This window comes from Leucobacter sp. wl10 (assembly GCF_003569785.1).
Classification (GTDB): domain Bacteria; phylum Actinomycetota; class Actinomycetes; order Actinomycetales; family Microbacteriaceae; genus Leucobacter.
In genome coordinates this window covers 32,649-54,275 of sequence record NZ_KZ984003.1, presented here as the reverse complement: position 1 = coordinate 54,275, position 21,627 = coordinate 32,649, and the positions used below count along the sequence as shown (strand labels likewise).

At 69.7% G+C, this 21,627-nt stretch carries 19 protein-coding genes; all 19 read right to left on the bottom strand.

What is annotated here, in order from left to right; all coding sequences use genetic code 11:
- Positions 1 to 21: 21 nt before the first annotated feature.
- Complete coding sequence (locus D1J51_RS13850; RefSeq protein ID WP_119076128.1) at positions 22 to 1,686, bottom strand: hypothetical protein; 1,665 nt, start codon at positions 1,684 to 1,686, stop codon at positions 22 to 24.
- A 7-nt stretch (positions 1,687 to 1,693) separates the two neighbouring features.
- Positions 1,694 to 2,038 (bottom strand): helix-turn-helix domain-containing protein, encoded by a 345-nt coding sequence (locus D1J51_RS13845; RefSeq protein WP_119076126.1) that lies wholly within the window; start codon positions 2,036 to 2,038, stop codon positions 1,694 to 1,696.
- Positions 2,035 to 2,433, bottom strand: coding sequence for a tyrosine-type recombinase/integrase (locus D1J51_RS13840; protein WP_240423286.1), 399 nt, complete (start codon positions 2,431 to 2,433; stop codon positions 2,035 to 2,037). The genes D1J51_RS13845 and D1J51_RS13840 overlap by 4 nt, the downstream gene beginning before the upstream one ends.
- 59 nt (positions 2,434 to 2,492) lie before the next feature.
- On the bottom strand, positions 2,493 to 3,788 hold the full coding sequence (locus tag D1J51_RS13835; RefSeq protein WP_240423290.1) for an IS256 family transposase: 1,296 nt from the start codon (positions 3,786 to 3,788) through the stop codon (positions 2,493 to 2,495).
- Between the two features lie 117 nt (positions 3,789 to 3,905).
- A complete protein-coding gene (locus D1J51_RS13830; protein ID WP_240423284.1) occupies positions 3,906 to 4,649 on the bottom strand; it encodes a site-specific integrase in 744 nt (247 codons plus the stop codon).
- A gap of 174 nt (positions 4,650 to 4,823) precedes the next feature.
- Positions 4,824 to 6,461 (bottom strand): M23 family metallopeptidase, encoded by a 1,638-nt coding sequence (locus tag D1J51_RS13825; protein ID WP_119076122.1) that lies wholly within the window; start codon positions 6,459 to 6,461, stop codon positions 4,824 to 4,826.
- Positions 6,462 to 6,480: 19 nt separating this feature from the next.
- A complete protein-coding gene (locus tag D1J51_RS13820) occupies positions 6,481 to 7,176 on the bottom strand; it encodes a hypothetical protein (RefSeq protein ID WP_119076147.1) in 696 nt (231 codons plus the stop codon).
- A 40-nt stretch (positions 7,177 to 7,216) separates the two neighbouring features.
- On the bottom strand, positions 7,217 to 8,227 hold the full coding sequence (locus tag D1J51_RS13815) for a ParB N-terminal domain-containing protein (RefSeq protein WP_119076120.1): 1,011 nt from the start codon (positions 8,225 to 8,227) through the stop codon (positions 7,217 to 7,219).
- On the bottom strand, positions 8,227 to 9,123 hold the full coding sequence (locus D1J51_RS13810) for a hypothetical protein (protein WP_119076117.1): 897 nt from the start codon (positions 9,121 to 9,123) through the stop codon (positions 8,227 to 8,229). Before D1J51_RS13810 ends, D1J51_RS13815 begins: the two co-directional genes overlap by 1 nt.
- 87 nt (positions 9,124 to 9,210) lie before the next feature.
- A complete protein-coding gene (locus D1J51_RS13805) occupies positions 9,211 to 9,630 on the bottom strand; it encodes a hypothetical protein (RefSeq protein WP_119076115.1) in 420 nt (139 codons plus the stop codon).
- Positions 9,627 to 10,424 (bottom strand): DUF2637 domain-containing protein, encoded by a 798-nt coding sequence (locus D1J51_RS13800; protein WP_205547911.1) that lies wholly within the window; start codon positions 10,422 to 10,424, stop codon positions 9,627 to 9,629. The genes D1J51_RS13805 and D1J51_RS13800 overlap by 4 nt, the downstream gene beginning before the upstream one ends.
- Positions 10,421 to 11,368: a bifunctional DNA primase/polymerase gene (locus D1J51_RS13795; RefSeq protein ID WP_119076111.1), complete on the bottom strand. Its 948-nt coding sequence runs from the start codon at positions 11,366 to 11,368 to the stop codon at positions 10,421 to 10,423. The genes D1J51_RS13800 and D1J51_RS13795 overlap by 4 nt, the downstream gene beginning before the upstream one ends.
- Positions 11,365 to 12,483 carry an ArdC-like ssDNA-binding domain-containing protein gene (locus tag D1J51_RS13790; protein ID WP_119076109.1) on the bottom strand — a complete coding sequence of 373 codons (1,119 nt, stop codon included), beginning with the start codon at positions 12,481 to 12,483 and terminating at the stop codon, positions 11,365 to 11,367. Before D1J51_RS13790 ends, D1J51_RS13795 begins: the two co-directional genes overlap by 4 nt.
- Before the next feature lie 232 nt (positions 12,484 to 12,715).
- A complete protein-coding gene (locus D1J51_RS13785) occupies positions 12,716 to 13,543 on the bottom strand; it encodes a helix-turn-helix domain-containing protein (protein ID WP_240423282.1) in 828 nt (275 codons plus the stop codon).
- A 135-nt stretch (positions 13,544 to 13,678) separates the two neighbouring features.
- Positions 13,679 to 16,861 (bottom strand): beta-phosphoglucomutase family hydrolase, encoded by a 3,183-nt coding sequence (locus D1J51_RS13780; RefSeq protein ID WP_119076105.1) that lies wholly within the window; start codon positions 16,859 to 16,861, stop codon positions 13,679 to 13,681.
- On the bottom strand, positions 16,858 to 17,766 hold the full coding sequence (locus tag D1J51_RS13775; protein ID WP_094452576.1) for a DMT family transporter: 909 nt from the start codon (positions 17,764 to 17,766) through the stop codon (positions 16,858 to 16,860). The genes D1J51_RS13780 and D1J51_RS13775 overlap by 4 nt, the downstream gene beginning before the upstream one ends.
- 84 nt (positions 17,767 to 17,850) lie before the next feature.
- Complete coding sequence (locus D1J51_RS13770; protein WP_205547910.1) at positions 17,851 to 19,881, bottom strand: copper-translocating P-type ATPase; 2,031 nt, start codon at positions 19,879 to 19,881, stop codon at positions 17,851 to 17,853.
- A gap of 202 nt (positions 19,882 to 20,083) precedes the next feature.
- Positions 20,084 to 21,151: a type II glyceraldehyde-3-phosphate dehydrogenase gene (locus D1J51_RS13765; RefSeq protein ID WP_119076099.1), complete on the bottom strand. Its 1,068-nt coding sequence runs from the start codon at positions 21,149 to 21,151 to the stop codon at positions 20,084 to 20,086.
- A 163-nt stretch (positions 21,152 to 21,314) separates the two neighbouring features.
- Entirely contained in the window at positions 21,315 to 21,605 is a 291-nt protein-coding gene (locus D1J51_RS13760) for a metal-sensitive transcriptional regulator (RefSeq protein WP_119076097.1), read from the bottom strand.
- Positions 21,606 to 21,627: the final 22 nt, after the last annotated feature.

Here is a 21,627-nt window from a genome sequence, read left to right as displayed (position 1 = left end):
TCGCCTGTGGGATCAATCCTGTCACCTCGGAGCGGTCGCGTAGCTGTTCCAGGCGGCGCCGGCGATCCCGGCCCATCGGGTGGCGGTGCCGATGTCGACACCGATGAGGTTGGCGAAAACGGCTGGCGGGGTGGTCGACGCGAGGTGCAGCAGGGCGGTGTTGCGGCTGGCTCGGATGGTGATCCCGAGCCGGCTCATCCGGGCCATGAGCGAGGGCGGCTGGAGGTGGGTGCCGGCGTTCTTGCCGGTGAACAGCCACCTGCGGTCGGCCAGGGCGCTTGCGGTGCCGAACGGCTTGGCGACGGGCAGCGCGGTGATCAGCGCGTCCAGGGGCGGAATGAGCAGCAGGGGTTCGCGGCCCAGGGCCAGATAGGTGTCGCTGTCGACGGCGCGGATGTCCGCAGTGGTGAGGGTGACGATCTTGGCAATGGGTTGGGCGTAGAGCAGGACCAGGCAGGCCGCGGCGCGGTCCTCGATGCTCGCACTGTCGCCGTCGTGCAGAAGCTGGCGGGCCAGGTCGAGTTGCTGGCCGGGGTCGATGTCGTGTCGCGGGTCCTTGCCGGGGATGGGTTTGGGCAGTCGGGTGCGCGCCAGGTATCCGCCGCGTTTGAGCCACCGGATGAAGCCCAGCCGTCGGCTGCGGTCGACGATGATCCAGCCGTCGAGGCAGGCCTGGGGGCAGTCGTCCAGGTCGTGGTTGCGGGCGGTGAGGTGGTCGAAGAACGCTTTGGCGGTCTGGACGTCGCGGCGGCACCGGGCGGCGGTGGCTGCGGAGATATGGCCGTGACGGTTGGTCTTGGCGCGGCCGACGACGTGCCAGCGGGCGTACCGGGTGAGCACGCCGCGCAGCTCGGGATTGTCCACGCCGGCGACAGCGCGGATGGCGTAGCGGTGCAGGCGGGCAGCGTGCTCGTCCCGCGGAGGCAGCGCATCGGTCGCGACGAGCATGGCGCGCAGGTAGGTCACCGAGAACGTCTGCGGCCGGGCATCGAGGGCGTCGTGGGTCAGGCCGAGCTGGCCTTGGGCGATCTCGGCCAGCAGGTGCAGGCTGGCGAGGTTGTGCCAGTTGCTCAACAGCGATCGCGGGCGGCTGGTGGCGGTGAGAGCGTCGCGCACGGGCAGGAGCTCGGGCCGGATCGTGCCGTCGGGTCCGGTCAGCGCGGCCTCGATCTGCGCGGTGGCTTGGCAGGCGAAGCATCGTGGCCGGCCGTTGTTCGTCCTCAGGCGGCCGAGGGCTTGCTGGCCGCAGATGGAGCAGTCGATGACCGGGGCCTGGTAGCAGGTCGGGCAGACATCCGGGCTGGTCGCGGTGGCCTTGAGCGCGATGCGTTTGAGCCGGCCGCAGATGCCGCAGGGCCGTCGCGGGTTCCGGTAGCAGCGGGTGCAGAGATTCCGTGACGCTTCGCTCTTGCCGCCGCCTCTCGTGGCGAGCGGACCGATGGCTCCGCACTCCTCGCAGACGTCGTCGCCGGTGCGGACGCGGGCGTAGCAGGTCACGCAGAGAGCCCCGCCGTCTGGCGTGCGGGCATTGATCCTGCGCTGTCGTCCGCAGCCGGTGCAGGTCTCCTGCGGTGCGCGGGTGGCGCGGCAGGCTCGGCACTCGCCCCGGTCCAGGCTGTGGTTCCAGCGCAGGTTCTTCTCCCGTCCGCAGCGGAAGCAGACGCCGCGGACGATCGCGCTGGCCACCAGTCGGTCAGTCCTGGGCCGGCTTGATCACCGCGCGGGTCGGGCGGTTCCTGCTGCCGGACTTCGGCGCCTTGGGCGTCCCGGTGGTGCCGGTCTTGCGTCCCCGCCGGGAACTCGAAGCGACGTAGGGCTCGATGAGGTCGTTGGGGGTGGCGCCGAAGATGTCACACAGGGCCGCGAGGAGTTGCATGTTCAATCGCTCCGGGGTGCCGGTGACGATCCGGTAGACCTGCGTGGAGGTCATCACCACTCCCCGGTCGGCCAGCAGCGGCACCAGGCTGGTGGTGGAGTGCATGCCGTGCTCGTTCATCACCTTGCGCAGGTGCCAGTGGTAGGCGACGGTCTTGGTCATCGGCTTGAGCCTTCCTCGATAGCAGGTGGCGGCGCGAACGCGGCGTCGAGGGCGCGGCGCAGGGTGCGGTTGCGGTAGTCGCCGGAGACCCCGGTGTAGAGGGCGGTGGTCGAGCCCCAGCGGTGGCCGACCTGCTGCTGGACGAACAGCGGATCGAAGCCATCCTCGATCAGATGGGTCACATACGAGTGCCGCAGGCAGTGCGGGTGTAGCACCGGGTCCAGGCCGAGGTCGTCGCGCCAGTCGGCGAACCGGTCGTCGATATGGTCCAGGCGGATGCGGCTCTGCCGCTCGGTCGGCCACAGGACGGACTCGTCGGCGGTGTCGAAGCGGGGCCGGACCTCGGTGACATACTCCTCGATCACCGGTCGGGTCCAGTCGAACACCGCCAGCACTGCCCGGCGCCGCGGTTGGGGAGCCTGTCAAGTTTTCTGTGTAAGTGGGTTCCGGTTCCCTAGTTGATGTGTTGCGCGAGCCGGTCAGGGTAGGTGATGGCGAGGGCTCCGAGGGCGGCTTTCCAGCCTTGGACGGTGGCGCCTTCGACGAGTTTGCCGGGGGCTTTGCGGCTCGTGCCCTTCGGTAGTCCGGCTTCCTTCACGCGTTCTCGGGCTCGTTTGTCTTCGATGTCACGGATCGCGAGCCAGAGCAGCTTGATCACGGCGTCGTCGTTCGGGAAGTGGCCGCGGTTCTTGATGATCTTGCGCAGCTGGTAGTTCAGCGACTCGATCGCGTTGGTGGTGTAGATGATCTTGCGGACCTCGGGCGGGAACGCCAGGAACGGGATGAACCGTTCCCATGCGTTCTCCCAAGTCGCCACCGCGGCCGGGTATCGCTTCCCGAGGTCTGAGTCGGCGAAGGAGAGCAGCGCGTTCTCGGCGGTGTCGGCGGTCGGGGCGGTGTAGATCGGTCGCAGCGCCACGGCGACGCGTTTCCGGTCGGTGTAGGACACGAACCGCATCGCGGCGCGGATCAGATGCACCACGCAGGTTTGCACGGTGGTTTGCGGCCACGTCGCCTCGATCGCCTCCGGGAACCCGGTGAGCCCGTCGCAGCAGACGATCAGCACGTCCTGGACGCCGCGGTTCTTCAGCTCCGCGCAGACCCCGGCCCAGAACTTCGCGCCCTCTGTGGCCTGCACCCAGATCCCGAGGACGTGTTTGATCCCATCGAGATCGACGCCGATCGCGATGTGCGCGGCGCGATTCTTGACCTGGTGTCCGTCGCGGACCTTCACCACCAGGGCGTCGAGATAGACGATCGGGTAGATCTCCTCCAACGGCCGAGCCTGCCAGCCCTTGACCTCCTCAGCGACCGCGTCGGTGATCTTCGAGATCGTCTCATGGCTCAAATCGGTGCCGATGGTTCTGGCCAGGTGGTGCTGAATGTCGCGGATCGTCATCCCGCCGGCATAGAGCGAGATGATCATCTCGTCCAACCCGCCGACCCGGCGGGCGCCTTTGGGCACCAGCCGCGGCTCGAAACTCCCGGCCCGATCCCGGGGCCCGTCGAGGCGGAGATCGCCGACCTCAGAGGCGAGCGTCTTCGGGGTCGTGCCGTTGCGTGAGTTCGGCGAACCCCGACCGGCAGGGTCGCCCTTCTCATAGCCGAGATGCTCGGACAGCTCCGCCTGCAGACCCCGCTCGAGGACAGCTTTGACCATCTCGGGCAAGAACCCGCCCTCACCGGTCAGCTGCAGATTCCCCGCGTCGATCCGGCTCATCACATCGTCGAACAGGCCCGCATCGACCATCTCATTGACAGTCTCCCGAGCCGTCTTCGGCTGCTCAGAACCCGGCCCGAACGTGCCCACCTCGTCGTCGTGTTCCGTCATAGTCATGCTTCTTACTCCTCATCATCGAGGAACCTCCTACACAGACCATCTGACACCCCCCGGTTGGGAGCCGCGCATCGCCTTGCCCCAGCGGACGTTGCAGACCCCGAACCGGCCGAACTCCGGGCCTTTCGGGTTGCGGGTGAAGTCGTGCAGGTCGAGCATCGCCGCCTCACGGCGGCGCAGGCCGAAAGCGTAGATGATCTTGAACAGCGTCGCATCGCGGAACAGCGTCTGCCAGCCCTTGCGGCCCGACGAACGTGCCCGGTCCACCAGATCGTCGGCGTAGTCGAAGAACGCCTGCAACTCCAACCTGCTCAGCGGTCGCACCGCCGGCCGCGCCTCGTGATCGCTGGTGTGGATGACGGTGTTCCACTCGTGGCAGACCTGCACCGGGTGCGTGCCGAACAGCTCCATGCACCGATCCGCCCACCCGTACCGGTGGTCGGTCAGATAGTCGCAGAACAGCGCCACCGAGTTCTGGTACGCCCGCACCGTAGAGGTCGACAACGGCCGCGCGCCCGAGACCAACGAGGTCGTCCACTCCTCGACATCGGCCGGGGACCACTCCCACGGTGGCGAGCCGCAGAAATCACCGAACCGCCGCACCTGCGAGGCCCTCGTCTTGATCGTCTGCGTCGTCAGCATCCGGGAGGTCTGCTGGGCCGTCCAGCCGGTCAGCATCTCATCGAAGAACTGCTCCGACGGGCGCAGCAGCGTCACCTTGCCAGCCGACGCTGAAGCCCCGGAACCAGGCCCCTGGCCGTCCACGAACACCATACGACCACCTTACATTAGATGTACGAATCATGCGTCAAATGTAAGATCTGTTGCGAAATAACTGGTCAGAGGGGGTTGCCGGTGCTACGTTCCAGGAGCACGCGCCCCCGTGGCCGGGTGTGAATCCGCCGTACATCTAATGTACGAATCGTACAGTAGATGTAACTTCCGAGATTATGTCCGGACGGTGATGTGGAGGTGGTCGTAGTGGCCGCCGGTGACGTCGTCGGGGTCGTGCATGCCGCCGCCGGTGTAGTCACGCCACCCCTCGGCGTCGCGGGCGAGGGACCAGATGCGGCCTTGCCAGATCAGGTATTCCACGCCGAGGACCTCGGCGTGGTCTTTCATCCAGTTCGTCACGGCCCAGCCGGCTTCGAGCTGGGCGGGGGTGGGGTGCTGGCCGATGGCGTTGCCGAAGGTGAGGTCACAGGCGCGGCCGAGGGGGTGCTCGGAGCGGGTGCCGGGCCGGGGTGAGTAGCACGCCCAGGACGTGTCGGGGAACGCCGCGATGCCCTGGGTGTAGAGGTGCAGCATCCGGGTGGTGATCTGCCCGCCGGAGATGGGGTCATCCACGAGCGCGTCCGGGTCGCCATCGATCGGGTCAGGGTCACCGCCGGGCGGCGCGGTGGCGGGGTCGCAGCCGGCGGGGGCGCCGGTCTCGGGTTCGGGCAGGTCGGCGGCGTCATGCGCGTTGAGCCAGGCGGCGGGGTCGGTGTGCTCTCCGTCGGTGCCCCCTTGCCGGACTTCGAAGTGCAGGTGCGGGCCGGTGCTGTTGCCGGAGGAGCCGATGTCGCCGATGTGCTGCCCGGCGCTCACCTGGTCGCCGGCGGTGACGTGGATGCCGTGCTCCCACATGTGCGCATACGCGGTCGCCACCGTCTGCCCGGCGATCTGGTGCTCGATGACGACGAGGCCGCCGTAGCCGCCGGAGAACTCCGCGATGGTGACGGTGCCGTCGGCGGCGGCGAGGATCGGCGTGCCGTCCGGGGCGGCGAAGTCGGTGCCGGTGTGAAACGAGTTCTCCCCAGAAATCGGATGGACCCTCGGCCCGTATTCGCTGGTGAGCACCCAGGTGCCTTCGGGTACCGGGAACACCACCCGGGAGGACTCCGCCGTGACCGTCTGCGCTGCTGGCATGGCCGCGTCGCCAGTTGCTGGGCTCGCGCTGGTGGTGAGGGTGGTGAAGATGGTTTCGGCGACGGGCTCGTAGTTGCGGTAGCGGTCGGGGTAGGCGGAGACTTCGACGGCTTGGGCGGCCTCGCCCTTGTCCATCTGTTCCCAGCCGGGGATATCCAGCAGCCCGCGCGGTGAGGGGTAGTTCGGCCCGTCGGGTCCGCCGAAGAACGCCCGCGCCTGGTAGACGGGGTCCATCAGGTCGGCGACGGTGCCCCACCCCGATTGCGGGCGCATCTGGAACAGGCCGAGCGAGTCGTTGTCGGAGCCGTCACCGTCGTTGGGGTAGTTCGCCGACTCCGGATACGCGGAGGTGTTGGACAGCATCCGCAGGGTGGACTCGGTCAGGGCCGCCATTAGCGCGATCACCAGGCCGTCGCTGGTCACTCCGTCGATGCCGGAGCCGGTCGCGATGATGGTGGCCGCGTGCGTCAGCTGGGTGCTGTTCAGGGTGAAGGTCTCACCGTTGGCGGTGGTCACGGTCAACGAGTTAGGGACGTCCCCGATGGTGACGTTCGTGCCGGTCACGGTGCAGGTGGCCGACGCGGCCGGGTTCATCACCAGACCGACGCCGATCAGCCCGAGCGAGGGGCCGAGCAGCACCAGGGCCAGGGCGACGATACCGAGCTTCTTCAACACTGTGGGCACCCCTTGTCGTTCAGCGCAGGGGGTTGTCGAGCTGGGACAGCCGCAGCAGGTGGCAGGTGTCGTAGGTCGGCGCGCAGACGATGAACACGGTGAACGCCACCGGATGCTCGGAGGTGACGGCCTGGTCGTTCCAGAGGCCGGTGCGGTGCCGGGTGCCCTCGATCGTGTACGCGATAGTGCCCTCGGCAAGCTGCCCGGGCTGTGCCTGCGCCACGGCGTCACTCCACGCGTCGGGGACGTAGATGGTGTCGATGGTCAGGTGCTGGGTCGTGGCGTACTGGCGCAGTTCCACCCAGGCCTCCCGGGAGGGGAGGTAAGTAGCGATGTCAGCGGCGAGCCCGGCCTGTTCCGCACCCGACGGGTCACCCACGGCCAGGATCACGGCGGTGTAGTCCAGGGGCATGAACCCGCTGGCGGTATCCCAGCTGAACAGCGCCGAGGCGACATTGCCGGCGAACGTCGCCGGATCAGCTGAGGGCCGTAGCACGGGAAGGCGGGGTGCCTGGGTGGGTACCGGCTCGCTGGGCACGGTGACAACAGGCCCCGGCCCGCTGCTCTCATCGCTGCCGGGCTCGGTGCTGGCGGGTGGTCCGGCCAGCAGGCCGTAGACGCCGACCCCGGCCAGCACGAGGACGGCCACCAGGGCGGCGAGCACCGCGATCATGCGGTGACGGGAGCGAGCATCGGACAGCTCAGGAGTCTTCATGCCCCGTAGGTGCACCCGCGCGCCCATGTGATCGGCATGGTCAGAGGGCGCGGAGGTGGCCGCGGCCTGGCGCCGGGTCATCGCCGCGCTGACGGTTGCGCGCGGCGCGCAGCTGCTCCCCGAATCGGCTAGTGCCGTCCGCAGTGGCGAGGAAGGAGTCGATCTGCTCGTCGGTCAGCTCAGCGGCGAGCTGGTCGAGGTCGTAGTGGGTCCACCAGTCGACCAGTTCGCTCCAGGTAAGCACGAACGCCCGCACCGGATACCGCACCGTCTCACCATCACCCTGACCAGCTGCTGGAGTGGATCGCGGGGTGCGTCTCTGTGGTGTCGTCGCCTTGATGCGGGCCAGCGCGTCGGCGGCGAGCTGGTGCAGGTCCGCGTCGCGGTCACCGCGTGCGGTGTCGGCCTGTTCCCGGATCTCCCGGTAGAGCGGGTCGACGGGGTTGCCGGCGTCGATGCGCTCCAGCGCGGTCGCCGCCTCCTGGCGTAGTTCGTCGGGTTGAGCGGGGTCCTCGGCGATGTGCTGGAGGTAGCTGATCTTGTCCAGCGTCTTGTAGGACGCGCTGCCGGGGATCATCCCGGCAGCCTGCTCGCTGGCCCGCCCTTGGTCGGACGGTGCGGGAAAGTTTCCCGCACCGTCGTCCCCGGGCTGCCGCTGCGCACTGAACCGGGTCGCGGTCTGCCGGCGGGCGGCGTCCTCGGCCATGACCTGCTTCAGTTCCCGGTACAGGGCGGCGGCTTCGAGCTGGGTCAGGGGCTTGTGCAGGACGTTGTCATCCTGCTCGGCGAGGAGGTGGCCGAGGCGGTCGGAGATACCCGAGCGGACCCAGACATTGACGGTCTTCCAACCAAGCTGCCGGATCGCGGCCAACCGGCGAGCCCCGCACACGAGGACGCCGTCGGGGGTGATGGTGATGGGTTGCAGGAGACCGTCGCGGGCGATGGAGGCGGCGAGTGCGTCGATGTCGCCCAACTCGGTGCGGTGCCGGTGGCCGATCTGGATCGAGGCGACCGTGCGCTCCAGCTCGATGGACCCCGCCGGCGCGCTCATCACGCACCACCATGGGTGTCATCGGCGTGGTTCCGACGGCGGCGTGGGGCGGCGAGCGAGATCGAGAGCACGAGGTCGTCGTCGCGCAGCAAAACCGGCAGGCTCTCGCCGATCAGCAGGCGCAGCAGCACACCCCGGCCAAGGCCAGTAGCGGTGTAGGCCGGGTGGGGGTGGCCGAGCAGGGCCTTCAACAGCGCGGTCCAGGAGTGGCCGGGGATGTCGAGCAGGGCGCGGGCATGCTTGTCGCGACGCAACGCCTCGTAGGCGGTCTGTCGGGTGCCGGCCCGGGTGAGCGCTCCGCACACGTGCTCGACCGCAGCCCGCGCCGTGTCGGGCGGCCAGTCCAGCAGCGTGAACAGCGCGATCGCGTCGTCGACGGCCGAGCCCGCCGAGGTGCTGGCCCGCGCCGATGCCGGTGTCTCGGGAGCGTCCGGTGCGTCGGCGGCGGGGATGTGGAAAGCGGGGTGGTAGTCGGTCAGCGGAGTCTCGCGGTCGGAGAACCGTTCGGGGTCGTGGAACGCGGAGATGTGGGGGCGGCGGGCTTGATGGACCGAGCACAGCAGTCCTTGGGCGCGTTCTTCGAAGATGCAGGTGATCCGCACCGCGTGCGTGACCACCGCCCACGGATCGTGCGCCTCGCGGGCGGCCCGGGTGTACATCACGTCGAACGCCGCCGACGCGGCCTCCCACGGGTCCAGCCCATGCTTGCGCGCCAGCGACGCGTACTTCTCCGCGGTGAACGCCATCAGCTCCGCCGCTTGCGCATCGTGCTGCCAGGCGCGCCGGCCGCCGTGGTCGAGCCGGTGCAGCACGGCGCGCAGGCCCTCACCGGTCGTGAAGTCCGCGCGGTCAGCAGCTGCCGCTGGGGCGGTGGTGGGGTGGGTGTTCTCGGTCATGGTCAGGGCACCTCCTGACAAGCAGGTGCACACCCCATCCCCACGCTCCGTTCCTGCTGGCATCCGCATCGCTTGTCACCGCCCTCCTCAGCTCATCCCGACACCGAGCCGGGACGGAGCGACCTGCCCCGAGCTGCCGCGGCCGAACGCCGACAAGGGCGGCAGCCGGCGTGCCCGCTCACCCAGCCGGCGGGCACCAGTGGCGATCGGGGTGCCGGTGCGGCGGGCCAGCTCTACCTCGAAGTCGATACCCCGCCCGGCGAGGGCCGCCCCGTGGCGGGCGATGAGGTCCGTGGGCCGCACCCACTCCACACCCCGCGCCCGCCTCGATTCCGCCGCTGGTGTCTGCCGTTCGGCTCCGCGTCGGTGGGAGGCCCGTGTTGCCCGGACCGCGTCCGGTGCCTCGCTCTTCTCGACAGACTCCGCCGACGTGCGCGCGGAGTCCTGCTCGGGTACCCGCTCGTCGGCGTCGGGCCGCCGGGGATCGTGGTCGTGTTCGGAACTCATGGGGTCGCCTCCTCGACATCGGTGCTGTCGGGAAGGTGCGCCGCGGTGAACCAGCGGCCCACGGTGGAGGGATGCACGCCGAGTTCTCGCGCGATCTTCTTGTTCGACCACCCCTGCCCGCGCAGCTCCGCTGCTCGGGCACGCCGATCGGTAAGGACCGCCCGGGGGTCGACCGACGGTTCGGCGCTCTCGTGCGCCGATGCCGGGTCGATCGCTTCCGGCGTTGGCGCCGGCAACGTGACGACCGTTTGAGCCTCTGCTGACTGCTCCGCTCCCAACTCCGGCGCCGGCACCCCGCCCCACCCGGCTTCATTGATGGACGCGGACGTGTCACTGGCCACGGTGTCGTCGTGGGACACGGATGCGTCGGTGTTCCGTTGGGGTCGGGTGAGGATGACGGTCAGGTGGGTGATCGCCAGCAGCACCACCGGCGGCACCGCGGCGACGGCCGCGGCCAGCACCCCGGGGACATCGGCATCCGCGGCGACGACGGCGTGGAGGGCGTTGGCGGTCACGGAGACGGCAGCGCCGCCGATCAGCAGCGCCCACGGGTACCACGCCGACCGCTGACCGGCCAGGGCGACGACGGCGACGGTGGCGACGACGATGATGCCGTCGACGATCAGCGGCCACGCCCACGCCTGCGAGCCGCCAACGCCGGAGCGAGCGGCGAGATCGGCCAGCGCTGTGAACGACAGCCAGAACGCGCCGGCGGCGATGAACACCGTCCCGGCCACGGCGGTGACCACCGCCCAGTGCCGGCTCCTCCGCCCCGTGCCGGCATGGACGGTCATGACAGCCCCCGCACCGGAGGGGAGGGCCGCACGGTCGCCTCCCGACTGAACCAACTATCCGTTGCCGGCGACAAGCCGCCCTGGACCTGTGAGGAGGTCTGGGGGCGGGGTTGGACGGTGCAGTAGGCGGAGCGGACGGTCGCGGTGATCTCTCGCTCACCCAGTCCCGCCTCCGTGGCTGCGGCCGCGAGCACCTCCAGCGCTTCCGGCGCCGGCATGTTGTTCTCGGCGAGGCGGCAGGCGGCCCAGAACAGGCCTCGGTTGCGTTCTCCTTCGCCGCGGCCGGCGACCCACGCCGCCAGGCGCGACACATCCGCTGACCGTTCCACCTCCCGGCCCGACCTGCCGGAGGACGTGGGACGGCGATCGAGGAACTCCCGCAGACGGTCGGCATCGAGCACCGACGTCGCCCCGCTGTTGATCCGCCGCACCCGGTAGCCGGCGCTCGTACCGGCGGTGGACACGGTCGAGGGTGGGACGACGATGTACCCGCCGTCACCACGGAAGTCGATCCCGGCGCGCGCGGCTTGCCACGACCGCTGTTCCCGGTCTGGGGTGGCCGGGTAGTAGGCGTGCATCCCAGCCGAGGGCGTCGCCACGAGAAGCTGCCACCCCGACACCAGCCCCGTCCTGTGGGCGCGCTCGAACGCCCGGTAGCCGTCGACGGGCCCGTGCACGTCGACATCGACCACCACCACCCCGGACGCCGCGCCGGTGGGCACGGCGAGGTTCGCTTCCGGATGCTTGTGCCACCACGCTGTGATCTGTTCGAGGTCGGTGTTGGCGTCGTGGAAACCATGCGTCGTCAGGGGACGCTTGCCGCCGGGCAGGCACGGGAACACCGGCACCCCGGCGGCGGCCAGTTCCCGTGCCACGACCGAGACCGGCCGCGGGTCGGCGGCGTGTCTGAGCACGCTGGCGACCGCGTCTACCGCGGCCGTCACAATGCCCTCGCCGGTGTTGTCGCGGACGCGGTGACCGTCCGGGTCTCGGGCTCGGGCAGCGGCGTCACCTGGCGCGATGCCGGGACCTCGTGGGTCGGCTGAGTGCGGGAGGTCTCCTCGCGCTGTGGTGCGTCGCGGTCCAGGCCGGGCGGGGCGCCGTCGGTCACCTGTGCGGTGTCGAGCCGTTCCAGGATCGACAGTGCCGTCTTGCGGACCCGCTCCCCGGTGGCCTTGACAATCTCGCCGGGCTCTTTGCCATCCACCCGCGCGGCCCACGTGGACACGTACGGGATCGTGTACCCGGAGGTGTCCATGCCGTGGGCGGCGCCGATCATCAGCGCGACCGACTCCGTCTCGACCTCCCCGATGCCACGATGCTGACGCGCCTCGTCGTTGTCGGGGCCGTGCAGCAGGACGTGACCCAGTTCGTGGGCGAGCGTCTTCACCTGCGCGGCAGGGTCCATGTTCTCCCGGATCGCCACCGTCTTCGCGGTGTAATCGGTGACCCCGTTGGCGCCGTGGATCATGCCCTCGTGCGGCACCCGCAGCACCGCAAACCCCTGCGCGCGCACATGATCGGCCAACCCGTCCCACAGACCGGTGGGAGCTTCACCCTCCAACAGCGTCGGCGCCGGCGGCTCCGGGATCGGCTCCCCGGAGGTCTGGGAGGCATCCCACACGTAGGCAGGCTTGGCGGTGATCATCTTCGACCGGACCACCTCGCCCGGCCGGGGCCTCTCACCCTTGCCCAGGCGCCGCCACGACTCCGCATCCGCTGGATTCGAGGAGGCGAACCGGCCGGTGACCGGGGCCAGAATCTGGTACCCGGACTGCCCTTTCTCGACCTGCCGCCCCAGAGTCTGCCACTGCCGGTACCCGGCCACATACGACGGCATCGGCTCCGGTACCCGGCCCGCCTCGAAGGCCGCTTGGTGCTGCGCCCAGATCAGCAGCGTGTTCGAGAACGATCTGGCCCTGAACCGTGCCGCGAACGCGAGCGCCCGCGCCCAGTCCTCCCCGGACACGAGCTGGTCGACCGCACCGGTCAGCCGTTCGTGCAGCTCGTCGAGCTTCGCCTCGCGGGCCGCCTGAGCGTTCTCCCGTGTCGTGGCCATCGTCGCCGTCTCCTCCCGCTACCCTGGTCACCGGGCCGAACAGGCTCGGTGACCATCAGGTACGCCGGGACCACCAGCACGGATGAGACGGACAACGACGGGGTGGGCGTCAGGCGCAGCGGTGAACCCGACAAGTCCTTACCGGCCTACCAAACCGAAGTCCGGCCGTGGGCCGGGAGGGGCCGATGATGCCGATCCGCGTATCGAAGATGCGCTAACACGAATCACGCGGTCAGTCGGAAGTGCCCTGCCGGCTGCGGTGGCGGTACCGTATAGGGGTGAGCCCGACCGCTTGGCGGAACAGACGAGCGGCGTGGCCCCGGCTGTGCCAGCCGACCTGGGCCATCGCTTGCTCAACCGGCAGGTCGGTCTCGCGCAGCAGCCGGGCCAGGTGTTCGGCCCGCAGCGTGGTCAGGTACGTCATCGGGGTTTGACCGTAGGCCTCGACGAAGACCCGTCCGAGCTGGGACGGCGACAGATGCACCACGTCAGCCAGCGCGCTCAGCGTCCATGGTCGTGCCGGGTGCTCGCGCAACAAGTCAGCCGCAGTCCGGGCCTCGATTCGCAGGGGCGCCAGCCGCCGCAGTGCCGGGGTGCCGGGCCAGGTGGCCTTGCGCTGAGTCGGGGACCGGCGCACCGCCGTGGTCGCCACGAAGGGAGAGACCACGTCCAGGACGGCGAACAGCAGCGCCTGCATCCGGTAGAACCGCTCCGGGGCGGGCCCGTCGAGACTGAGCTGGCCGAGTTCGTCCAGCCACGGCATCAGGCACCCCACGCGATGCTCACCCAGCCGCAGCACTTGAGCGGGTTCGGCATACCGGGCGGCGAGAAAGTCCTTGGCCTCCAGACGGTCGGCCAGGATCGCGGCGTGCTGCCAGAACACCTGGTCCACCACGTAGTCCCGGTTCAGGTACAGCGTCGTGGTGGTGATCCAGTCCTCAGATTCGGCGCCACAGAGTGTGTTCGCCGCGAGAAGTACTGCATCCCCGAGCCGAATGGGACGTTCACCGAACTCGCTGAACAACCACGCCGACCCGGCCCGTACGAAGATCAGCTTCACGCAGTCATAGGCGATCGGATCACGCCGCTGGTGCACACATTCGGTCCGCGCCACCACCGGCGAGAAGCCCCGGTCAGATGGCGTGGTCGATGAGCCATACACCCCGTCACCGCGCCCATCCATCCTGACGTCTCGCTAGTGGCTTTCCCTCGGCTGGAAGGTGACCGTGCCCCCGGCGGGGATTGCCACAGTCCGCGCGCCCTGGCGAACCAGCAGCTGGGAGTTGGTGGTGCCCGGGTCGGCATTGATGATGAGGCTGTGGTGGTCGAGGGTGACGCGCAGGTGTTGGCCGCGGTGCACGAGTCCGAAGCGCACCGAGCCTAGGGCCCGCGGGAGGTGGGGGTCGAAGACGACGGTGTCGCCGTCGGTGCGCAGTCCGGCGAAGGCACGGGTGACGATGTCGACGGTGGCGGCCATGGCGCCAAGGTGGATGCCCTCTCCGGTGGTGCCGCCCTGGGTGTCGTCGAGGTCGGCGACGAGCGCCTCCCGGAAGGTGGCCCAGGACCGCAGCGTGTCCATCTGGGCCAGCGCCGAGGCGTGCACGACCCGGCTGAGGGTGGAGCCGTGGGCGGTGCGGGCGAGGTAGTAGTCCACCGTGCGGGCGAGCAGGTTCTGGTCGGCTGGGTAGCCGAGTCGCCCCAGCGTGGCCATTAGCTCCGAGGGGCCCAGGAGGTAGAGCAGCATGATCACGTCGGCTTGTTTGGCGAGCCGGTACCGGTTGGTGGTGTCGCCCTCGGCTTCGAGGATCAGGTCCAGGCGGCCGATGTTGCCGTACCGGTCGCGGTAGGCGCCCCAGTCCAGCTCGGCGAGGTGCTCGTAGCCGGCGAACTGGGAGATCACGCCGTTGTGGAAGGGCACGGCCAGGCGCCGGGAGAGGTGCTCCCAGCGGGCGAGTTCGTCGGCGCGGATGCCCAGCCGTGCACGCAACTCGTCGCAGTCCTGGCCGTGGGTGACCCGAAGGGTGTCGAGCGCGCGGGTGCAGAGCCAGGCGGTGAGCACGTTGGTGTAGGCGTTGTCGACCAGGCCTTGCCCGGGGGCGTCGGGGTAGCTGTCGTGGTATTCATCGGGCCCCATCACGCCGGCGATGTGGAACCGGTCCTCGGTGCCGTCGTAGGTGGCCAGGGAGGTGAAGAACCTGGCTACCTCGATGATGAGGTCTGCTCCGCGGTGGGCGAGCCAGGCGGTGTCCCCGGTGGTTTGGTAGTACTGCCAGGCGTTGTAGGCCACGGCCAGCCCGACGTGGCGCTGGTGGCGGGAGTTGTCCGGCATCCACCGCCCGGAACGGGTGTTGAACAGCATGACCGGGGTTTCCTCCCGTCCGTCGCTGCCGCTCTGCCAGGGGAACATGGCTCCACGGTGGCCGGCGGCGGTGGCGGCGCGGCGGGCGGCGTCGAGTCGCCGGTGCCGGTAGTCCAGCAGTGTCCGGGACACCCACGGCTGGTGGGCGGTGAGTACGGGCAGGACGAACAACTCGTCCCAGAACACGTGCCCGCGGTAGCCCTCCCCGTGCAGGCCCCGCGCGGGCACCCCGGCGTCGACGCCGGCAGTGTGTCCTGAGAGCGACTGGAGCAGGTGGAAGACGTGCAGGTTCAGCACCAGCTGGGTCTGGGTGTCGGCGTCCAGGGTGACGCCGAAGCGGTCCCACAGCCGCGCCCAGGCGTTTTCGTGGGCGGGCAGCAGGTCGGTGAACCCGCCGCGCGCCCAGCCCAGTTCACCGGCTGCGGCCAGCGCGGGGGCGGCGATCGCCCGGTCTTTGGAGGTGAACATCGTGACCGTCTTGTCGACCGTCACCGGCACGCGGTCCCGGAGCGAGAACTGGAAGAGCTGGGCGTGCCGGTCTCCGACGAGTTCGGGCACGGGAGGTGCAGCGGCCGCGCCGGTGATGGTGGTGCGCGCTGCGGTGGCGATCCGGATCCGGCTCTGCGTGGTCTCCACTTCCACCAGCAGGGAGCCGTCGCCGAGCGTGTCGGCGCCCAGGACGCGCAGGTGACGGTTGGCCAGCGCCCGATACTCGGCCACGTTGGCGTTGACCACCCCGGCGTCGATGCCGGACCGGACGCTGACCGGGCCGCTCCAGCCCTGTGCCACCAGCGTGGTCTCCAGGGCGGCCAGGTGGGGGCGGGCCATGGACACCAGACGCCGCTGCGTCAGGTGCAGCCGCCGTCCGGCGGGGTCGGTGAGCACCGCGGTGCGGGTGAGCACCCCGCGGCGCAGGTCCAGCTCGCGGCGCTCGTCCATGACCGTCAGACCACCCTCGGACCACCACGGCCCGTCGCCGACGCGGAGGTCCAGGACCAGCCAGTTGGGGGCGTTGACGAGGTGCTCGTCCTCGACCTGCCGCCCGTGCACGGTGGTGACCAGCCGGTTGTACACCCCGGCCAGATACGTGCCCGGGTAGTGGACCCCGTCCGCGGCCCGCTCCGGCGCCGTCCCGCGGGTGCCGAGGTACCCGTTGCCCAGCGCGGTCAGCGCCTCCCGGTGGGTCCCGTGGGCCGGGTCGAACCCGGCATAGACCAGGGTCCAAGGGTCGGCGCGCAGCGCCCCGAGGTCCAGTTCGGAGACGTCGGTGACGACGATGCTGGCCCCGGCGGCCTCCAGGGCGGCACGATCACCGGCCCGGTCCACCCCGACCACCAGGTCGAACCCCCCGGCCCGGGCGCCACGGACCCCGGCGACGGCGTCCTCGACCACCGCCGCGCGGGCCGGGTCGACGCCGAGCCGTTCGGCCGCCCGCAGGAACATGGCGGGGTCGGGCTTGCCCGGCAGACCGAGTTCCTCGGCCTGCCGGCCGTCCACGACCACGTCGAAGAGCCCGTTCAGTCCGGTCGCGGCCAGCACCTGTTCGGCGTTGCGGCTGGCGGTCACCAGGCCCACCGGCACCCCACCGGCCCGCAGACGCTGCAGCAGGTCCACCGTGCCGGGGAACACCCGCACGCCCTGCTCGGCGAGCAGGTCGAGGTAGATCCGGTTCTTCCGTGCTGCGAGCCCGCGTACCGACCAGTCGTCGGCCGCCCCGCCATCAGCGCCCGGTTTGATCTCGATGCCGCGGGCGGCCAGAAAGGCGGCCACGCCGTCCTCGCGGGAGCGCCCGTCGACGTAGCGCCGGTAGTCCTCGGTGACGTCGAAGGGAGCGTACGGGCCGCCGTCCAGCCGGGGGTCGGCCAGCGCCTCGTCGAAGAGGCGCTTCCAGGCGGCAGCGTGCACGGTGGCGGTGTTGGTGACGACGCCGTCCAGGTCGAAAATCACCGCCTCCTGCGGGGGCGTGGCGCCTGCTGGTGCGGGCGGTCGACCCTGCTCGTGTGTCGTCGTCCGGGTCATCGCGCGCCTCCAGATCGGTAATGGGGATCAACCGGAGGGTCCGCCGCCGGCGCCGGATCGGTCGGTCGGTGTGGCGCTGGTGGGGCCGGGCGCCGCAACACGATCCACGTGGCGGCCAGGACCACGACCAGACCCGCGGCGGTCCACCCAGTCGGGCGTTCGCCGAGCACCGCAAAACCGATCCCGATCCCGACGACCGGGGTGAGGAACGTCCAGGCGGTGAGTGTGTCAAGGCGCGAACGGCGCGCCTCCGCGAACCACGCCACCGTGGTGGCCGCCGTGCCGACCAGGGCGAGAAAGAGCAGGGCGAGCACGAACCGTGGGGTCCAGACGATCACTGCAGGTCCCTCCGCCACCGCAGCCACCACCGCCAGGGCGGCCCCGCCGACGAGCAGGTGCCATCCGGTGAACACCACGACATCGACTCCGCGCAGGCGCCGGGACAGCAGCGTCCCGGCGGTGACCGCCGCGGCGGACACCAGCGACAGCACGGCCCCGCTGCCCCCGCCGCCAGGGACCGCGACCAAAACCAGGCCGATGAAGCCCAGGCCCAGTGCGGCACTGGTGCGGGCCGACAGCTTCTCTCCGTACAGCCACCACGCGGGGACCAGGATGAGCAGGGGCTGAGCATTCGCGAACACCGCCGCGGTGCCGGTCGCACCGGTGTCGACGCCGGCGAACATCGCAGCGAACGCGACGGTCACGTTCACTAGCCCCAGCACCGTGATCCAGGCCCAGTCCCGTGCCGCTGCCGGTGCCGGGCGGCGTTGAGTAGCACCCAGCGCGACCAGCGCGGCACCCGCGAGCAGGGCCCGCAGCGCGGCGTACCACAGGACGGGCGCGTCCCGCAGGCCCCACTCGATCGCCACGAAGCACGCGCCCCAGGCTGCGGTGATCCAGATCATGCGGCCAGCGCGCGGTGGTCGCGGCGCTCCGGACTCCCGGCCGAGGGGGTCGCTGGCAACGACGGGGGTGACGGGGGTGGCCATCTACATCTCGACCCTTCTCAACAGCTGAGCGTTGAGGGAGACGACGATGGTGCTCGCCGACATGAGTACCGCACCCAGCGCTGGCGTCAGGAGAATTCCCCACCCGGCCAGTACCCCTGCTGCCAGTGGGATGGCCACGATGTTGTACCCGGCTGCCAGCCAGAGGTTCTGCATCATCTTTCGGTACGTGGCCCTGGACAATGTGACGATTCGAGGGATGTCGCGGGGATCGGACCGAACAAGCACGATGTGACCGGCTTCCACGGCGACGTCAGTTCCGGCGCCGATGGCGATCCCGAGGTCAGCGGTGGCCAGCGCCGGAGCGTCGTTCACTCCGTCGCCCACCATGGCCACCTTCCGGCCTTCCTGCTGCAGCTCGCGGATCTTTGAGGCCTTGTCCTCGGGCAGCACCTCGGCGAACACGGTGTCAATCTGCAGCTCCTCAGCCACCGCGTTGGCAACTGGCCACGAGTCGCCGGTGAGCATGGCCACCTCGATACCACGCTCGTGGAGCGCGCTGATTGCCTCACGGCTCTCTTCGCGGACGGCGTCCGCCACGACGAACACGCCCAGGGCCTTGCCGTCTTGAAGGAGGTAGATGGCCGCCTGACCCCGCTCGGAGGCCTGGGCCGCGGCCGCCCGCAGGGCCTCAGGCACGTGTGCCTCCTCGGCCTCGAGAAGACGGGGTCCACCCATGTGGTACTCCGCTCCGTCCACCGACGCCGCAACGCCCTTGCCGGTGATCGAGCGGAACCCCTCTGGGGAGGGAACGTCGATTCCACGGTCCTGCGCCGTGGTGACGATCCCCCGGGCGATGGGGTGTTGAGATTCCGCCTCGACACCGGCAGCGATCCGTAGGGCGTCCTCCTCCGTGACGCCATCCGCTACCGCCAGATTCACGACGCGAAACTCACCCAGGGTCAAGGTGCCGGTCTTGTCGAAGACCACCACGTTCAAGAGGCGGGCCTCTTCCAGGCCCCTTCGATCGCGCACCAGCAGCCCGTTCCGGGCACCGAGGGTGGTCGAGATCGCCACCACCAGCGGGACGGCCAGGCCCAGCGCGTGCGGGCAGGCGATCACGAGCACCGTGACCACGCGTACGATGGAGAAGTCGATAGGGGCCCCCAGGAGTTGCCACACGATCAGGGTCAAGACGCCGGCAACCAGGGCCACCGCGGTGAGCAGCTGAGCGGCACGGTCGGCCAGATGCTGGGCTCGGGACTTCGACCCCTGCGCCTCCGAGACCAGCCGCATGATTCCCGAGAGCATGGTGTTCGTTCCGGTCCCGGTCACCTCCACCCGCAGGGAACCCTCGCCATTGATCGTCCCGGCGAGGACGTCCTGCCCCTCGCTCTTCTTCACTGGGCGGGACTCCCCGGTGATCATCGCCTCATTGAGTTCGCTTGTTCCGCGTCGCACGACCCCGTCAGCGGGGATGCTCTCACCGGGTCGCACGAGCACCACGTCGCCGTCCTGCAACTCCGCCACGGCCACGGTCTCCTCGCCGCCGTCGGTGATGCGCGTCGCCAGGTCCGGCAGCAGCTTCGCCAACTCCTGAAGCGCGCCCTGGGCTTGGTCGATCGAACGCATCTCCACCCAGTGCCCGAGGAGCATGATGGTCACCAGGGTGGCCAGCTCCCACCACAGGGGCTCGGCATCGAGGAGCCCGAGCTGCACCACCCACGAGAACACAAACGCCACGCTGATGGACAGGGCGATCAGCGTCATCATGCCCGGGAGCCGGGCCCGCAGCTCGTGCCAGGCCCCCTGGACGAAGATCCATCCTCCGTAGATGAAGATCACGGTGCTCAGCACCGGAGGAATCCAGGTGGAACCCGCAAATTCTGGCGCCTGGTAGCCAAGCAGCTCTTGAATGTGCTCGGCCCAGAACACGACCGGCAGTGTCAGGACGAGTGCAACCCAGAACCGGTTGCGGAACATCTCCGGGGTGTGGCCTTCATGCTTGTCGTGCCCAGCATGATCATCCGGGCCAAGCTGCGGATCGTGCGCTGCATGCCCGGGGTGACTCACGACCTCGTCGTGCCCCGGAGCCGGGGCCTCGGTGAGCTGATTCCGCCCGCGTGATGCAGCGGGAGGTGCTGTCGGTGGATCTCGGTGCTCGCCGGCACGGTGCCCAGCGTTCCGACGGATGGACTCACCCGATCCGCGGTCCGCACCCCGGTGATGGCGCTTATTGGGGTCTGCCTCTGACATTGGTTATCTCCTCACTCGATCAGCCCTGCGCTGTCCGGCCCGACGGCACACCTGCAGCGGCCAGGAACTCCTGCCGCATGCCGAGGACCTCGTCGGTCAGTCCGATGGAGGTGGCGGCGTCGCGGGCCGTGCTGGTCAGGGCGCGGATGGCGTCGATGGTCTCCGGGACGACGATAGCCTCGTTGTTGACCTGGTAGGTCAGGTAGGCCTCGTCGCCGTCGACGCTGAGGACGTCCTCCCACAGCGCGACCTCCCACATGTCCCCGCGGGGCCGGCCCAGGTCGCGCATGAGTTCCACGGTCGTGTTGAGCGCCGTCAGCCCGTCGGACATGCGGATGAACGCGATCCGCGGTGCCGACCGCAGGGCCTGGAGGACGTCCTCCCGGTCTGCTGGACGGGTCAGTTGCAGCGTCCAGAAGTGGTTGTGGGTCTGGGTGTGGGCGGCCTTGGCGGCGATGGTCACCACGTCCAACTCGGGCAGGACGGTCTTGGCGTCCGGTCCCTGGTGGGAGGGGATGGCGGCCTCGGGCACCATTGTGTTCATGATCCCGCCCTCGTGGGACTCGCTGGGGTCGGTGGCCCGGCGGATCAGCACCCCGCGGGCCCGGGCCAGCAGCCCGGCATCCTGCAGGGCGCCGAGGACGCGCACGATGCTGGTGGTGTTGCAGGAGACCACCCGGGTCATGTCCCGGCCCAGCGCGCTGGCGTAGTTGGCCTGGGCGACGAAGGAGTGCCCCGTCGTGGTGTGGGACTCCCCGCCCTGCAGCACCACCTTGACCCCGGCGGCCTGGTAGGTGGGCAGGTTGGTGGCAGCAACTCGCTTTGGCGTGGTGTCGACAACGACGTCGACCTGGTCAAGCAGGTCGGTCAGGGTGCCGGCCACCGGCACGCCGGCCTCGCGCATCGCTGTGCCAGCCGTCTCGGTGGCGGCATACACCGTGATGCCGAGTTCGGCGGCGGTGCGGATGCGCCAATCGGGGGCCACATCGGCGACCCCGACCAACTCCATGTCCGGCATCGAGCGCACCGCGTCGGCGACACGTTTGCCAATCACGCCGTAACCGTTGACGGCAACCTGAACGTTCATTGTGACCTCCCGGTCGACTGCTTGGTCGTGTTCTCTGTTCTTGATCTGTGGATGGCGGGGCGAACCGGCGGCGGGGGATGCACATACGTCGTTCGCGTGCGGGTCCGGTGCGAGGCAGTGGGTCGGGGTCGGTCACTCCTGTCGCCTCGCCGGAGCAACTCGGCTAGCTGCGCACCAGGCGGGCGATGGCGGCGGAGGCTTCCTTGAGCTTGGTGTCCTGTCCCGGGCCGCCGGTGCGGGCGGCGTCGACCACGCAGTGACTCATGTGTTCCTCCAGCAGGGCCAGCGCCACCCCCTGCAGGGCCCGGTTGACGGCCGAGACCTGGGTGAGGACGTCGATGCAGTACTTGTCCTGCTCGACCATGCGCGCGATGCCACGGACCTGACCCTCGATCCGCGCTAGCCGCACGAGCACGTCGTCTTTCGGGTCCCGCACGGCTTGGATGGTTGTCATTGGCCTGTCTTCCTTTCTCCGG